The organism is Pseudomonas sp. FP2300, from assembly GCF_030687595.1.
GTDB classification, from domain to species: domain Bacteria; phylum Pseudomonadota; class Gammaproteobacteria; order Pseudomonadales; family Pseudomonadaceae; genus Aquipseudomonas; species Aquipseudomonas bijieensis.
In genome coordinates, this window is the sequence record NZ_CP117440.1 from 4,816,798 (window position 1) to 4,834,559 (window position 17,762).

General features: G+C 65.4%; 2 protein-coding genes (1 of these 2 running past the window's edge). Both read right to left on the minus strand.

Annotated elements, in window-relative coordinates; all coding sequences use genetic code 11:
• Window positions 1-5,005, minus strand: the 5' portion of a protein-coding gene (locus PSH86_RS21150) for a non-ribosomal peptide synthetase (protein WP_305484718.1). Its footprint begins 6,083 nt before the window's first position; only the first 5,005 of its 11,088 coding nucleotides appear in the window; its start codon is at window positions 5,003-5,005; its stop codon lies off the left edge, out of view.
• Entirely contained in the window at window positions 5,006-17,557 is a 12,552-nt protein-coding gene (locus PSH86_RS21155) for a non-ribosomal peptide synthase/polyketide synthase (RefSeq protein ID WP_305484720.1), read from the minus strand.
• Window positions 17,558-17,762: the final 205 nt, after the last annotated feature.

Below are 17,762 nucleotides of genomic sequence, written 5' to 3' on the forward strand. Positions count from 1 at the left end.
CCAGGGCCGCTTGGGTCAGCAGCAAACCGATGCCACTGTCCTGCATCATGTAGGCCAGACGATCCTGGGGATACGTCGGGTCCAGCGGCACGTAGGCACCGCCGGCCTTGAGGATTGCCAACAGGCCCACCAGCATGTCGAAACCACGCTCGGCCGCCAGCCCCACCAGTACATCCGGGCCAACGCCGTGGGCGATCAACTGATGGGCGCGACGGTTGGCCTGGGCGTTGAGGGCGCCGTAGGTCAGGGTTTGGGCGTTGAAACGCAAAGCGACGGCATCAGGACGCAAACGCGCCTGTTCGGCGATGCGCTGATGCAGGCAGGTCTCGCCCGGGAAGCTGCGCGGCGCCGGGTTCCATTGGCCGATGTGCTGCTGTTGCTCGGCGGCCGTCAGCAGCGGCAGTTCACCGATGCGTTGCCGAGGGTTGGCGACGATGCCGTGCAGCAGGTTCAGCCAGTGCTCGGCCATGCGTTGCACGGTGCTGGCGTCGAACAAATCGGTGGCATAGGTCAGCGCCGCACCGAGTTCACCCTCGGCTTCCAGGGTGTCGAGGGTCAAGTCGAACTGGGCGGTCTGGCTTTCCCATTCCTGGGCCTTGATCACCAGCCCGGGCAGCGCCGGCAGTGCCTGGCGTGCGACGCTCTGGTGGTTGTACAGCACCTGGAACAACGGGCTGTGGCTCAGGTTGCGCTCAGGCCGCAGCGCCTCGACCAGTTGTTCGAACGGCAGGTCCTGATGAGCCTCGGCGCCGATGGCCGCCTGTTTGACCTGGGCCAGCAACGCGCTGAAACGCTGCTGCGGATCGACCTCGGCCTTGAGCACCTGGGTGTTGACGAAGAATCCGATCAGGCCTTCGGTTTCCACCCGGTTGCGGTTGGCGATGGGCACGCCGACACGGATGTCCGACTGGCCGCTGTAGCGATGCAGCAAGGCCTGGAACGACGCCAGCAAAACCATGAACAACGTGCTGCCTTCGCGCTGGGCCAGCTGTCGCAACTGTTGGCCCAGGACCGGCGGCAGGTCGATGGCCAGGCGGGCGCCGGCAAAGCTCTGCCGGTTCGGGCGCGGCCGGTCGGTGGGCAGCGCCAGCAACGGCTGCTCGCCCCCCAGCACCTCGGTCCAGTACGCCAGTTGCCGTTCCCGTTCGCCGGCGTCCATCCACTGACGTTGCCACACCGCGTAATCGGCATACTGGATCGGCAGCTCGGCCAATGCCAAGGGTTCGCCCTGGCTGCACGCGGCATAACCTTGTATCAGCTCCTGCACCAGCAATTGCATCGACCAGCCATCGGAGACGATGTGGTGCTGGGTCAGCACCAGCACATGCTCGTCGGCCGCCACCCGCAACAGGCCAACCCGCAGCAACGGGCCGTTTTGCAGGTCGAATGGCTCGGCGATCTGCTGGTGGACGAAGGCCTGGATCTGTTCGTGACCACCGTCGAGAATCTGCGGGATCACCACCGGGTTCATCTGCTCGTGAATGACTTGGAACGCTTGCTCATCGACCTGGACGAAGGTGGTGCGCAGGCTTTCGTGACGCTGCACCAGGGCGGCGAAACTCTGTTGCAAGGCCTCTAGGTCCAGGTCGCCCTGAATCCGCAGCGCCGCCGGAATGTGGTACGCCGCGCTGTCCGGCTCCATCTGCCAGAGAAACCACTGGCGTTGCTGAGCGTAGGACAGCGGCAGCCGCGCCTCGTCCCGGGCAAGCCGCGGGATGCTCGCCGGCCGTGCCACGTCGCTGCGCACCAGCGCAGCCACACAAGCCTCCAGGCTGGCGTTCTCGAACAACTGGCGCAGTTGCAGGTTCAGGCCGAGGACCTGGCGAATGCGCGAGACCATCTGCGTCGCCAGCAGCGAATGGCCGCCCAGCTCGAAGAAGTTGTCGCTCAAGCCGACCCGTTCGACCTTGAGCACGTCCTGCCAGATCGCCGCGATCTGTTGTTCCCGTTCACTTTGTGGCGCCACGTAGTCCTGCTGTATTTGGCTGGCGTCAGCGGTTGGCAAGGCCTTGCGGTCGAGCTTGCCGTTGGCGGTCAGCGGCCATTGCTCGAGGAACAGCAGGTGCGTTGGCACCATGTAGTCCGGCAGCTCGGCCTTGAGTTGGGTCTTGAGCTGCTCGCGCAGGCCGGCTTCGTCCTCGCCGACTTGCGCCGCAATCACGTAACCCACCAGTTGCTGGCCGCTCGGCCCTTCTTGGGCCAACACCAGCGCTTCGCGTATCGATGCCAGGGCGTTCAGGCGCGCTTCGATTTCGCCCAGCTCAATGCGGAAGCCACGGATCTTCACTTGATGGTCGATGCGGCCGACGTACTCGATCACCCCATCGCTGCGGTATTGCGCCAGGTCGCCGGTGCGGTACAAACGTGCGCCGCTGTCGCCGAACGGGTCGGGGATGAACCGCAATGCGGTGAGGTCGCCACGATTCAGATAACCCCGGGCCAGGCCGGCGCGACCGACGTACAACTCTCCGATGCAGCCTTTCGGCACCGGATTCAAATCGCCGTCCAGCAGGTACCACGACAGGTCGGCAATTGGCTCGCCGATGGGGCTGCTGGCGTCCTGTTCCAGATCCGCTATCGACAGCGGACGGTAAGTCACGTGCACGGTGGTTTCGGTGATGCCGTACATGTTGATCAGTTGCGGTGCCGCATCGCCGAAACGCTCGAACCACGGGCGCAAGGACTTGACGTCCAGCGCCTCGCCGCCGAACACCACGTAGCGCAAGGCATTGCTTCGCGAGTCGGCGCAAGCCTCGTGCATCAATTGCTTGAACGCCGATGGCGTCTGGTTGAGCACCGTCACCCCGGCGTCGCAGAGCAATTCGTGGAACTGCTGCGGGGAACGGCTGATGTCGTACGGCACGATAAGCAACTCGCCGCCGTGGAGCAGTGCGCCAAAGATTTCCCAGACCGAGAAATCGAACGCGTAGGAATGGAACAGGCTCCAGACATCCGCCGCACCGAAGTTGAACCACGGCTCGGTGGCCTCGAACAGGCGCAGCACGTTGTGGTGCGGCAGCAACGTGCCTTTGGGGTTGCCGGTGGAACCGGAGGTGTAGATCACGTAGGCGAGGTTTTCGGCGTCCATCGACACCTGCGGATCGCTGTCGGCGAATGCACTGACGTCGGCGTCCAGCAGCAGCGTTTGCACGCCGTCCGGCACCGGCAATTGATCAATCAGGGACGCCTGGGTCAGCAGCAAACGGATGCCGCTGTCCTGCATCATGTAGGCCAGACGATCCTGGGGATACGTCGGGTCCAGCGGCACATAGGCACCACCGGCCTTGAGGATTGCCAGCAGGCCCACCAGCATGTCGAAACCGCGCTCGGCCGCCAGCCCCACCAGTACATCCGGGCCAACACCGTGGGCGATCAACTGATGGGCGCGACGGTTGGCCTGGGCGTTGAGGGCGCCGTAGGTCAGGGTTTGGGCGTTGAAACGCAAAGCGACGGCATCAGGACGCAAACGCGCCTGTTCGGCGATGCGCTGATGCAGGCAGGCCTCGCCCGGGAAGCTGCGCGGCGCTGGGTTCCATTGGCCAATGTGCTGCTGTTGCTCGGCAGCCGTCAGCAGCGGCAGTTCACCGATGCGTTGCCGAGGGTTGGCGACAATGCCGTGCAGCAGGTTCAGCCAGTGCTCGGCCATGCGTTGCACGGTGCTGGCGTCGAACAGGTCGGTGGCGTAGCTCAGGGACGCGGCCAGCTCACCGTCGGTCTCGTGGGTGTCGAGGGTCAAGTCGAATTGGGCGGTGTGGGAACGCCAGTCGAGGCTCTCGACCTGCAATCCCGGCAGTTGCAGGGCCTGGGCCGCGCCGCCGCTCTGGTGGTTGAACATCACCTGGAACAGCGGGCTGTGGCTCGCCTGTCGCTGCGGTGCCAATGCCTGCACCAACTGCTCGAACGGCAGGTCCTGATGGGCTTGCGCCCCCAGCGAGGCCTGCTTGACCTGCGCCAGCAACTGCACGAAAGGCAAATCGCCCCGCACCTGGGCATTGAGCACCTGGGTGTTGACGAAAAAGCCGATCAGGCCTTCGGTTTCCGGGCGATTGCGGTTGGCGACCGGGACGCCGACGCGGATGTCCGACTGGCCGCTGTAACGGTGCAACAAGGCCTGGAACGACGCCAGCAAAACCATGAACAACGTCGAAGCTTCGCGCTGGGCCAGTTGCTTCAGGCCCTGGGTCAGCCCGGCGTCGAAGCGCAAGTCCAGGCGTGCGCCGCGATGGCTTTGCAGCGCCGGGCGTGGGCGGTCCGTTGGCAACGGCAGGACTTCGCCGCCATCGCCCAGCCGTTCGGTCCAGTAGGCCAACTGTCGCTCCAGCTCGCCGGCCTCCATCCATTTGCGCTGCCAGATCGCATAGTCGGCGTACTGGATCGGCAAGGGTGCCAGGGTCGGTGCCTGACCGCTGCGGTGGGCGGCGTAGAGTTGGACCAGGTCGTTGACCATGATCCGTGCGGAGGCGCCATCGCAAATGATGTGGTGCTGGGTCAGCACCAGCACATGGTCGTCGGCAGCCAGTTGCAGCAGCTTGATCCGCAGCAACGGCCCCTGTTGCAGGTCGAACAATCCAGCGATTTCGTCATCGATCAGGGTTTTGAGCGCGGCCTCATCCGCGGCTTCCGGTTCGATCGCCAGGCGCAATTGTGCCAGCACTTCTTGCCGAGGCCCTTGCGGGCTGTCGACGAACACCGTGCGCAGCACATCGTGACGGGCCAGCAAGGCGTCGAAACTGCGTTGCAGCGCCGGCAGGTCGAGGGCGCCGCGCAGGCGCAGCGCCGTGGGCACGTGATAGGCCCCGCTGTGACGGTCCAGTTGCCAGAGGAACCACTGGCGCTCCTGGGCGTAGGACAGGTCCAGGGTCTCGAATTCGTCGCGCATCGCCGGGATCGGCAATGCCGCCAGGCTCATGTTTTTGCTGTGCAGCTTGTGCAGGAACGCTTGCCGTTGGGCGAGCGGTAAACGGATGAATCGCTGAACCAGAGACAGGTTATCGAGCTGAGTCATTCAAAGGGTCTCCAGGTCTGCCAGGAAATCATGCATCTCACTCAGGTCGGCGCTGGAGTGAGGGGTCAGGTGGGCCGCCAGTTGTGCGGCGTAGTCGGCCAGGGACGTGGTGCTGAACAGCAAGTCCAGGGGCACCGCGGCGCCTTGCTGCATTTGCAGGCGCGCCGTCGCTTGCGTCGCCAGCAGGGAATGCCCACCCAGTTCAAAGAAGTTGTCGTCGCGCCCTACCCGTTCGAGCTTGAGCACGTCTTGCCAGATGTCGGCGATGCCCTGTTCGAGCGCGCCTTGTGGCGCCACGTAGGCACGCAGCAGTTGCCGGGCGTCCGGCAGCGGCAGGGCCTTGCGGTCGAGCTTGCCGTTGGGGGTCAGCGGCAAGCGTTCGAGCAACAGCCAGTGCGCCGGCATCATGTAATCGGGCAGCAACGGCGCGAGCTGCGCCTTGAGGGCTTCGCGCAGGGCCGCCGGCTCAGCCGTCTCCGGATGGGCGGCGATCAGGTAGGCCACCAACTGCAGGCCGCCCGGCCCTTGCTGGGGCACCACCACGGCTTCGCGGATCGCTTCCTGGGCCAGCAGGCAGGCTTCGATTTCCCCCAGTTCGATGCGGAAGCCGCGGATCTTCACTTGATGGTCGACCCGACCGATGTACTCGATCACGCCGTCGCCACACTGGCGCGCCAGGTCACCGGTGCGGTACACCCGCGCGCCGTTGCCGAACGGGTCCGGCAGGAAGCGCTCGGCGGTGAGCGCCGCACGGTCGTGGTAACCCCGGGCCAGGCCGTCGCCGCCAATCAGCAGTTCGCCGATCAGCCCGACCGGGTTTGGCGCGAAGTGATCGCCGACGATGTACAGCGACGTGTTGGCAATCGGCCGGCCGAGGTACGGCACGCGTTGCTCTTCAGTCAAGCGGTAGGCCGCCGACCAGATGGTGGTTTCAGTCGGGCCATACAGGTTCCAGACCTCGCCAGCGACATCCAGCAGCCGCTCGGCCAGGTCCTCGGCCAACGCCTCGCCACCGCACAGGCACTTGCGCCCGGCCAGCAACGCGGACGCCGGGTGGTCGAGCAACATGCGCCAGGTCGAGGGCGTGGCCTGGACCACGCTGACCTGTTGCCGGTCGATGGTCTTGAGCAGCGCCTCGGGGTCGTGGGCGCTCTGCTTGTCCACCAGCACCACGCAGGCACCGCTCAACAGCGCGCCGTACAGTTCCAGGCCGAAGATATCGAACGAGAACGTGGTCAGCGACAGCACTCGATCACTGGCGGCGATGCCCGGTTCACGGGCCATGCTGGCGACGAAATTCACCAGCGCCCCATGACGCACCATCACGCCCTTGGGCTTGCCGGTGGAACCGGAGGTGTAGATCACGTAGGCCAGGTGCTCCGCATCCAGGCGCGTCGCCGGCGCCTCGCAGGCATCACCGTCGAGCCAGTCACCCTCCTGATCCAACACCAATGTCTTAACGCCAACACCGGCCCCTGTGGGAGCGAGCTGGCTCGCGATGGCGTCGGCACATCCAACATCGCCACCGACTGAACCACCGCCATCGCGAGCAGGCTCGCTCCCACAGGGTGCCGAAAACTGGTTGAGCAGCGAACGTTGGGTCAGCAGCAGTTCGATGCCGCTGTCTTCGATCATGTGCGCCAGGCGGTCCTGGGGGAACGCCGGGTCCAGTGGCAGGTAGGCGCCACCGGCCTTGAGGATCGCCAGCAAGGCGACAATCATCTCCACGCCGCGCTCCAGCGCGACACCGACCAATTGATCGGGCCCCACGCCCTGTTCGATCAAGCGATGGGCCAGGCGGTTGGCCCGGACATTGAGTTCGGCGTAGCTCAGCGCCTGCTCGGCGAACACCAGTGCCGTGGCATCCGGCGTTTGGCGGGCCTGGGCCTCGAACAATTGATGGACGCAACGCGCCTGTGGATAACTGGCTGCGGTGGCGTTCCAGCCTTGCACGTGCTGGCGGGTTTCGCGCTCGTCGAGCAAGCTCAGCTCGCCCAAGGAACGTTGCCCGGCGTCGGTCATTTGCAGCAGCAAGCGCTGCAGATGCAGGCCAATCCGCTCGACCGAGGCCTGAGCAAAACTCGCGCACTGGTAGCTGAACTGCACCGCCAGTTCGGCACCGAGGCTGACCAGCAGGGTCAGCGGGTAGTTGGTCTGTTCCAGGTTATCCACGGCACCGAAACGCAAGCCTTCAGGCGCCCCCTGCGCCAAGGCTTCGGAAATCGGGTAGTTCTCGAACACCAGGATGTTGTCGAACAAGGCTTCGCCGCCCAGGCCAGCCCAGCGCTGGATGTCGAACAGCGCCGTGTGCTCGAACTCGCGCAAGGCCAGGTTCTGCGCCTGGACGCTGTGCAGCCAGTCGCCCAGGCTCTGTTCCGGACGCGGGCTGGCGATGACCGGCAAGGTGTTGATGAACAGGCCGATCTGGCCCTCGACGCCCACCAGGTCCGCCGGCCGCCCCGCCACCGTTGCGCCAAACGCCACGCTGGCCTTGCCGGTGTAGCGCTGCAACAGCAGCAGCCAGGCCGCTTGCACCAGGGTGTTGACGGTGACTTTGGATTCCCGGGCGAACTCGGCCAGGCGTTGGCTCTGCAGCGCATCCAGCTGTACGCGGTGATGGCCGTACGGCTTCGCCGAGACGTCCTGCGCCGGGCGGGCAAACACCTGGGCCAGGCGCACCGGCTCATCCAGCGTGCGCAACTGTTGCGTCCAGAACCCTTCGCCGAGGCTCGCGTCCTGGCGTTGCAGCCAGGCGATGTAGTCGCGATAACGGCCAGCCGGGCGGGCCACGCTGGCGCCGCGGTAGTGCTGCAACACTTCGCCGAGCAACTGCGCGCTGCTCCAGCCATCCATCAGGATGTGATGGTTGGTGTAGATCAGGTGATGCCGATCCGTGCCAGTGCGCACCAGGACCAGGCGCATCAACGGCGCCTGGGTCAGGTCCAGGCCTTGGGCATGCTCTTCATCGGCCAGGGTTTGCAAGGCGCCATCAATGTCCGTCCGCCCATTCCAATCGAGCACACGGAACGGCACCTCGACCTGACGCTGGACGATTTGCACCGGCTGCGCCAGGTCACCCTGCCAGAAGAACCCGGTGCGCAGAATGTCATGGGCCTCGACCACCGCCTGCCAGGCCGCGCGGAAACGTTGCGGGTCGACGCCCTCGACGTCGAGGCGCATCTGGTTGATGTAGTCGCCACTGCCTTGTCCGAGCAAGGAGTGAAACAGCATGCCCTGTTGCATCGGCGACAGCGGGTAGATGTCGTCGACGGCCTGGGGTTGGCGCACCAGGGTATCCAGTTGCGCCTGGGTCAGCCGCGCCAACGGGAAGTCCGACGGCGTCACGCCACGGTGCTGGCTGTCGCAGCAATGACGGATGAGCGCGGTGAGTTCTTCCAGGTAGTCGTCGGCCAGTCGTTGAATGGTCGACGCCTGGAACAGGTCGCCGCTGAAGGCCCAGGTCAAGTCCAGCGCGCCGCCGAAGACTTTGCCGTCCAGCGCCAGCGGACTGCCCAGCGGGCCCTGCATGTTCAACTCTTCACCGCCATGCTCGTCGGTGGGCACAAACAGGGCATCGTCAGCCGCCGCGAAATTGCCGTCGAACTGGCCGAGATAGTTGAAGGTCAGTTGCGGCGTCGGCAAGGCCTGCAACGCTTGCCGCGCTGACGCATCGCCCAGGTGCGCCAGGGCACCGAAACCGATGCCCTTGTGGGGGATGGCGCGCAGTTGTTCCTTGATCTGCTTCAGCGAAGCAGCGAGGTCGGCAGCGGGTGTCAAACGGGCCGGGAACAGGCTGGTGAACCAGCCGACCGTGCGGGTCAGGTCGATGTGCTCGAACAGTTCTTCACGGCCGTGACCTTCGAGTTGCACTAACACACTGTCAGCGCCAGTCCAGCGCACCATCACCCGCGCCAGGGCGGTGAGCAACAGGTCATTGACCTGGGTGCGATAGGCCGCCGGGGCTTGCTGCAGCAATTGCCGGGTGAGGTTTTTGTCCAGGGCCGTGCGAATCGTCACGGCTTGGCCATGTTGCTGCCCGCCCTGGGGGTTATCCCACGGCAACGCCGTGGAAGCGCCTTGCAACTGCTGCTGCCAGAAACCCAGCTCGGTCTGCAAGGATGGGCTGCTGGCGTAGCCCTGCAACGCTTCGGCCCAGGCCTTGATCGCGCTGGTCTTGGCCGGCAGTTGCACGACCGCACCGGCGAGCGCCTGCCGATAAGCCATTTGCAGGTCTTCGACGAGGATCCGCCAGGACACCCCGTCGACCACCAGGTGATGCACGATCAGCAGCAAACGCTGGGTGCTATCGGCGAGGTTCGCCAGCACCGCACGGATCAGCGAGCCACCGTCCAGTTGCAGGCTACGCTGGGCCTGATTGCCCAGCGTTTCCAACCCAGCGAGATCGGTGACGTCGGCTTGCCAGACAATCCCGTCAGCCACCCCGTCACGGTAGCGCGCCGTCCAACCTCCGGCCTGTTCGATGAACGCCAGGCGCAGGCTGTCGTGGTGCACGACCAGGGCGTTCAAGGCCTGCTCCAGCGCCCGAGCATCCAGCGCCTGGGTCGGCTTGAGCATCACCGACTGGTTCCAGTGATGACGGTCGGGAATCGCCTGGGCAAAGAACCACTGGTGAATCGGCAGCAGCGCCGTTTCGCCGCTGGCCGGTTGCTGGTCCAGCGCTTGCCGCGGTGCACCCGTCTGCGCCACCGCCGCCAGCGCCTCGATGGTCTGGTGCTGGAACAAGTCCTTGGGCGTGAAATGAATACCGGCCTGGCGTGCGCGGCTGACCACCTGGATCGAGACGATGGAATCGCCGCCCAGTTCGAAGAAGTTGTCCCGCAGGCCCACTTGCGCGAGCTTGAGTACGTCCTGCCAGATCGACACCAGTTGCTGTTCCAGCGCGCTGCGCGGGGCCACGTAGGTCTGCTGCAATTGGCTGACGTCGGGCTTGGGCAGGTTCTTGCGGTCGAGCTTGCCGTTGGGGGTCAGCGGCAGGCGGTCGAGCCGCAGCAGATAGGCCGGGACCATGTGCGCCGGCAAGGTTGCCTTGAGCTGGTCACGCAGGTGCTCGGCGAAATCCTCCGGCACCGGTTCATTGGCCACCACGTAGGCGACCAGGCGCTTGCCACTGCCGGCGGTGCCTTCCTGGGCCACCACCACCGCTTCGCGCACGCCGTCGAGGGCTTGCAGGCTGGCTTCGACCTCACCCAGCTCGATGCGGAAGCCGCGGATCTTCACCTGGTTGTCGATGCGGTCCAGGTAATCGAAGGTGCCATCGGCCCGTTGGCGCACCAGGTCGCCGGTGCGATAGAGCAAGCCGCCGCTGCGGCTGAACGGGTCGGCGACAAAGCGCTCGGCCGTCAGGCCCGGACGGTTCAGGTAACCCCGCGCCAGCCCGGTACCACCCAGGTACAGCTCACCGGCCATGCCTTGGGGCAGCAGGTTCAGGTCGGCGTCGAGCACATAGGCGCTGCGGTCGCCGATGCGGCTGCCGATGGGTGCATAGGCGGCGCCACACGCCACGTCGCGGCCGGCCTTCCAGATCAGCGGGGTGACCACGGTTTCGGTCGGGCCATAGCCGTTGATGATGAAGTCCGGATCGAGGGCGCGCTTGACCCGTTCGAAACTGGCGTTGGGCACCGCATCACCGCCGAAGCAGTAGATGCGCACCTTCGGCGGATTGCCCTCGCGCTCGGCGTGCTCGGCCAGTTGTTGCAGGTACACCGGCGGGAACGCCACTACCGTCACGCCGTGTTCGCCCATGGCGTTGTAGGTCTGTTCCGGGGTCCACAGGCTGTCGTCGCGAATCAGCAGCGAGGCGCCGTGGGTCAGGCTGGTGAGCCAGCGCTCGTGGGCACCGTCGAAGGCGAAGGACATGAAGTGGAATTCGCAATCGCTGTCGCGCATTTCATAGCGCTCGCCGATGGCCTGGCAGTGCATCGCCAGCGGGCCGTGGGCCACGCTCACGCCTTTGGGGTTGCCGGTGGAACCGGAGGTGTAGATCACGTAGGCGAGGTTCTGCGGATCGACGGCGACCGAGGGTGTATCCGCAGGTTGCAAGCTCAAGTCCAGGCGATCGAGTTCCAGCACTTGATTGGCGCCCTCCAGCGGCAGTTGCGCCGACACCCGGGAGTCGGTGAGCAACAGCGCCAGCCCCGAATCCTCGATCAGGTACGCCAGGCGTTCCCGTGGGTAACTGGTGTCCAGTGGCACATAGGCCGCGCCGGCCTTGAGCACCGCCAGCAGCGCGACGATCACCCCTTCGCTGCGTGGCAGGGCCACACCAACCCGGGTTTCCGGGGCTACGCCACGGGCAATCAAGGCGTGGGCCAACTGGTTGGCGCGCCGGTCGATGTCGCCATAGCTGAAGCGCTGGCCGTCGAAGATCACCGCCGTCGCCAGGGGCTTGTGCGCCGCCAGATGGGCGATGCGCTGATGCACGGCGATGTCGGTCGGGTATGGCTGCGGGTGGTTGGCAGCCTGTTGCCGGGCCTGTTCCTCGACGCTGACCAGGGCGATTTGCCCGAGGGTGCGCGTCGCCGACTCGGCGAAGCGCTCCAACAGCTGCGACAGCTGCGCGCTGATGCCGTCGATGGCCGCCGGGCTGAAATGCGCCCGGTCGAAACTGTAGTGCAGCGCCAGGGTCTGGCCGAGGGTCACGGCCACGCTCAACGGATAATGGGTTTGCTCCAGGTGGCTGACGTCGCCAAATACCGCGCCCTGCCCGGCGCCTTCTGCCAGGGCCTGGGCAATCGGGTAGTTCTCGAACACCAGGATGTTGTCGAACAGCGCCTCGCCGCCCTGCCCGGCCCAGCGCTGGATGTCCGCCAACGGCGTGTGCTCGAATTCCCGCAAGCTGAGGTTCTGCGCCTGCACGGCTTGCAACCAGACGCCGACCGACTGGTCCGGCCGTGGCGCGGCGATCACCGGCAAGGTGTTGATGAACAGGCCGACCTGTTGCTCGATGCCCGGCAGATCCGCCGGACGCCCGGCCACGGTGGCACCGAAGGCGACGCTGTCATGGCCGGTGTAGCGTTGCAGCAGCAACAGCCACGCCGCTTGCACCAGGGTGTTGAGGGTGACTTTCTGTTGGCGGGCGAACTGTTCCAGGGCCTGGGTGCGGGTCGCGTCCAGGGTCTGGAAGTGATCGCCATGGCCGCTGTGGATTTCGCTGGTGGACATGACGCGCGCCAACCGCGTTGGCTCTTGCAAGGTTGCCAACTGACCGGTCCAGAACGTCTCGCTCAATTGAGCGTCCTGGCGTTGCAGCCAGGCGATGTAGTCGCGATAACGCCCGACATTGGCCTTGGGCAAGCGACCGCTGTAGCGCTGCAACACTTCGCCCAGCAGTTGAGCGTTGCTCCAGCCGTCCATCAGGATGTGGTGATGGGTGTAGATCAGGTGCCAGCGCTCGGCCTCGGTCTGCACCAGCACCAGGCGCAGCAACGGCGCCTGGGCCAGGTCGAAGCCCTGACGACGCTCGGCGTCGGCGCGCTCATTCAGGGCCTCGGCGAGGTGCGCGCGCCCGCGCCAGTCGAGGACCGTGAATGGCAACTCGACCTGGCGATGAACGATCTGCAACGGCTGCTCCAGGTCACCCTGCCAGACAAAGCCGCTACGCAAACTATCGTGGGCATCGAGGGTGGCCTGCCAGGCGTCGGCGAAGCGCTGCGCATCGATGCCTTGGACGTCCACGCGCAACTGGTTGATGTACTCCCCCGCCGCCTGCTCGTACAAAGTGTGGAACAGCAAGCCCTGCTGCATCGGCGACAACGGATAGAGGTCGTCCAACTGCCCGGCGGCCATCGGCAGGTTGTCGAGTTGCGCCTGACTGATGCGGGCCAGGGGGAAGTCCGATGGCGTCGCCTGTGGCGTTTCCAGCGCGCAGCAGTGTTCGATCAACGTCCTCAGCTCGGCGAGGTAGTCAGCGGCCAGTGTCTCGATGGTCTGCTGCTTGAACATCCGCTCGCTGAACCCCCAGTTCAGGGACAACTCCCCACCGTAGACCTGGCCTTCCACTGTCAACCAGTTCGCCAGCGGCGCCCGGGCATGTTGCGCCGCGCCACTGCCTTCGCTGGAGGGTACGAACAGCGCGCCGTCGTCGAACTGCCGGTCGAACTGCCCCAGGTAGTTGAAGGTGATGCGCGGCGCCGCCAAGGCCGCCAGTTCGGCACGCACCGCCGGTTCGCCCAGGTAGCGCAGCACGCCATAGCCCAGGCCCTTGTCCGGTACGGCGCGCAGTTGCTCCTTGATGGTCTTGATCGACGCACTCAACGCCGACGCCGGGCGGAGGCTGACCGGGAACAGGCTGGTGAACCAACCGACGGTGCGGGTCAGGTCAACGCCCTCGAACAGCTCTTCACGGCCATGGCCTTCGAGCTGGATCAGTGTGCTGTCCTGCCCGGTCCAACGGCACACGGTACGGGCCAGGGCCGTCAGCAGCAGGTCATTGACCTGGGTGCGGTAGGCCCTGGGCGCCTGTTGCAGCAGTTGGCGGGTCTGTTCGGCGTCCAGCCGCACTTGCACCTTGCGCTCGTCACACGCCAGGAGCAGGCGCTCGGGGTAGTCGCACGGCAAGCCGTTGCCGGCCGGCGCATGGCCCTGGGCACGCCAGTAATCGAGGCTGTCCATGAAGCCATCGAGATGCCCGTGCAGGTGCGCGGCCCATTGTCCATACGCGCTGGTCTTGGCCGGCACCTGGATCGGCTGGCCGGCCTGCAATTGGCGGTAGAACTGTTGCAGATCGTCCAGCAGCACGCGCCACGAAACCCCGTCCACCACCAGGTGATGGATCGCCAGCAACAAGCGCTGGCTGCCATCGGCCATGTCCACCAGCAAGGCTCGTAGCAGCGGCCCGTCTTCCAGGTCGAGGCTGCGCTGGGCGTCGTCGCACAGGGCGTTGAGCTGTTCGACCGACGTCGCCTGGCGCTGCCACAACACACTGGCCGCCGACGGCTCGGCATAGGCTTGCTGCCAGTGGCCGTTCACCTGGGTAAAGCGCAGGCGCAGGCTGTCATGGTGCTCGACCAAACGGGCCAGGGCCGATTCCAATGCCGCGACGTCAAGGGGCTCGCCGGGCACCAGCAGCAGCGACTGGTTCCAATGTTGCCGCTCGGGAATGTCGCGCTCGAAGAACCACTGCTGCACCGGCGTCAACGGCACCGCGCCGCGCGCCAGGCCTTGATCGACCGCATGGCTGTCGCCCTGGCGCGCAACCAGCGCCAGGCTGCGCAGGGTCTGGTGCTGGAACAGGGCTTTGGGATTGAGCACGATCCCGGCCTGCCGCGCACGGCTGACCACTTGCATGGAGACGATGGAATCACCGCCCAGCTCGAAGAAGTTGTCTTCCAGGCCGATGCTGTCGAGGTTCAGCACGTCCTGCCAGATCGCCGCCAGGGCTTTTTCCATGGGGCTGTGGGGCGCGACGAATTCGCGCTGCTGCTCACTGCCGTCAATGGCCGGCAAGGCCTTGCGGTCGAGTTTGCCATTGGGGGTCAGCGGCAGTTGATCGAGGAACACCAGGTAGGCCGGCACCATGTAATCCGGCAGGTGTTCACGCAAAGCAGCCTTGAGGGTTTCGCGCAATTGCACCTGGTGCTCGGCCTCGGTCAGCACCTTGGCGTCGCTCGGGACGAGGAAGGCCACCAGTTGCTGACCGTGCTCACTGTCCTGGGCCAGCACCGCCAATTCGCGCACCTGGGGCTGTTGCAGCAGGCGCGCTTCGATCTCCCCCAGCTCGATACGGAAGCCGCGGACCTTGACCTGATGGTCGATGCGACCGACGTACTGCAAGGTGCCGTCGGCCTGGTAACGGGTCAGGTCGCCGGTGCGGTACAGGCGTTCGCCGTGGGTGGAAAACGGGTTGGGCACGTATTTCTCGGCGGTCATCGCGGCACGGCCGAGGTAACCACGGGTGATGCCCGCGCCGCTCAGGTACAACTCCGCCGAGACGCCTTGGGGCACCGGTTGCAGGTCGGCGTCCAGCAGGTAGCTGGCCGTGTGCTTGAGGGGGCGGCCGATGTTCGCCGTGCCGCCGGCGGTGCGGCGGGTCCAGGTGGAATAGGTGGTGTCTTCCGAGGGGCCGTAAAGATCGTAGACATGTTCAACGCCACCCACCTGTGGGAGTGAGCCTGTGGGAGCAAAGCTTGCTCCCACAGGCACTGACTCCACAGGCTTTGCTCCCACAGACTCACAGGGTGAATGTTGGTACAGCGCATCCACCAGGCTCTGCTTCAGCGGCTCTCCAGCGAGGTTGATGATGCGCACGCTGGCCGGGATCTCACCATTGCGCTGCAACGCGGCAATCGCCGACGGCACGGTGTTGATCAGCCGCACCTGGTCCCGGGCCGGCAGTTGCGGCAATTCCAGGGCATTGCGGGCGATGATCAGCGAGCCGCCGTTGGCCAGGGTCACGAACAGTTCCCACACCGACAAATCGAAGCACACCGACGTGGCGGCGAGTACGCCCTGGATGTCGTCGCGGCTGTAGACCGATCGGGACCAGTCGATCAGCGCCAGCACGTTGCGATGGGCAATCGCCACGCCCTTGGGTTGACCGGTGGAGCCGGAGGTATAGATCACATAGGCGAGGTTGTCTGGCGTGACGTGGGTAATCGGTGCACGGAGTGGGTACTGCCCCAGCTCGATCCGATCCAGCATCAGCACGGCGGTTTCGCTCGGTACGCTCAGCGTCGCCGCCACCGCCTGCTCGGTCAGCAAGACCCGGGCGCGGCTGTCGTCGAGCATGTAGGCCACGCGCTCGGCCGGGTAGTCCGGGTCCAGCGGCACGTAGGCGCCGCCGGCCTTGAGCACCGCCAGCAAGGCGATCAGCAGGTGTTCGGAGCGCAGCATCGCCACGCCCACGCGCACTTCCGGGCCCACGCCCAATTCGATGAGCTTGTGGGCCAGGCGATTGGCGCGGCCGTCGAGTTCGCTGTAGGTCAGTCGGGTGTCGGCGAAAGTGACGGCCAGGGCATCCGGCGTGGCCTGGGCCTGGCGAGCGATCAGTTGGTGAATGCACAGCGTCTGGTCGAACGGCGCGCCCAGCGGGTTCCAGTCATGGATCAGGCGCTGATACTCATCGGCTTCGAGCAACGGCAACTCACCGACGCGTGCATGGCTGTCGGCAACCATGCCGTGCAGCAGCCGCGTCCAGTGTCGGGCCATGCGCTCGACCGTGGCGGCGTCGAACAGATCGTTGGCGTAGGTCAGCGCCGCGTGCAGTTTGCTGGCCTTTTCCCAGGTGTCGAGGGTCAGGTCGAACTGAGTAGTGCGGCCCTGCCATTCCAGCATCGACAACTCCAGACCCGACGCGGTGCGAATGCTGGCGATGTCGGCCACGTGCGGCTGGTGGTTGTACATCACCTGAAACAGCGGCGTATGGCTGAGGCTGCGCTCCAGTTTCAGGGCTTCCACCAGGCGTTCGAACGGCAAGTCCTGATGGGCCTGGGCACCGAGGGCGGCTTCCTTGACCGTGCGCAGCAGCTCATCGACACGGGTCTGGCCGCCGAGCTTGGTGCGCAATACCTGGGTGTTGACGAAGAAGCCGATCAGCCCTTCGGTTTCGGCGCGGTTGCGGTTGGCGATGGGCACGCCGACGCGGATATCGGTGTGGCCGGTGTAGCGATGCAGCAGCACGTTGAAGGCGCCGAGCAGGAGCATGAACAGGGTGATGTTGTGCCGCTGGGCGGTGGTGCGCAGTTGCTCGGCCAGGGCCGGCTCCACGGCGAATTCAAAGCGCGTGCCGCGATAGCTGGGCATCGCCGGGCGCGGGTGATCGATGGGCAGTTCCAGCACGGGGTGTTCATCGCCCAGTTGCGCCTGCCAATAGTCGAGTTGACGCGCCTGCTCGCCGGCTTCCAGCCAGCGGCGTTGCCACAGCGCATAGTCGCTGTACTGGATCGGCAAATCGGCCAGTTGCGGCGCCACGCTCGCTTCATGGGCGTCGTAGCAGCGGATGAACTCGTCGATCAGCACGTTCATCGACCAGCCATCGGAGACGATGTGGTGCAAGGTCAGCAGCAGCACATGCTCGCGTTCATCGAGCGTGAGCAATTCGACCCGCAGCAACGGGCCGCTGGACAGGTCGAAAGGCTGCATCGATTGTGCTTCGGCGGCCTGACGCACCGCCTGTTCGCGTTCGGCGGCTGGCAAGGCGCTGAAGTCCTGGCGCCCGATCTTCAGCGCGGCGTTGGAGGGGATCTGCAGCAGGCTGTCGTCGGCCTGGCGCTGGAACACCGTGCGCAGGGTTTCATGACGGGCCACCAGGCTGGCGAAGGCTTGCTCCAGCGCCGGCAGGCTCAACGCGCCCTTGAGCCGCACCGCACCCGGCAGGTTATAGGCGCCGCTGCCCGGCTCCAGTTGCCAGAGAAACCACATGCGCTGCTGGGCATAGGACAACGCCTGGCGATCCTCGGCCTCGACGCCCCGGGGAATGGGAAAACCGCTGAACTCCACGCCCTCCTTGTCCAACGCGGCCAGGAACATCCGGCGCTTTTCCAGGGGCAACCCGATAAACCGGCGAGCAAGTTTCAAGGCGTCTTCAGCATTCATTTCTGGGGTATCCGGAATCAGTGGGCACTAGGCACAAAGGCAAGTCGTCCCTATGAAACGAATGCAAACCGGAAAAATTAGCGTTTGGGAATTTGTGTCAGGAAGGAAAAACCGTGGCGAGGGAGCTTGCTCCCGCTCGGCTGCGCAGCAGCCGCAAAATCTGCCAGCCTCGAAAGAAAGGGGGCCTGGCCTGGCTGGGGTCGCT

Excerpts from the sequence above, each read along its gene's own strand:
- PSH86_RS21155 (WP_305484720.1), bottom strand. The coding sequence starts at position 17,557 with ATGAATGCTGAAGACGCCTTGAAACTTGCTCGCCGGTTTATCGGGTTG.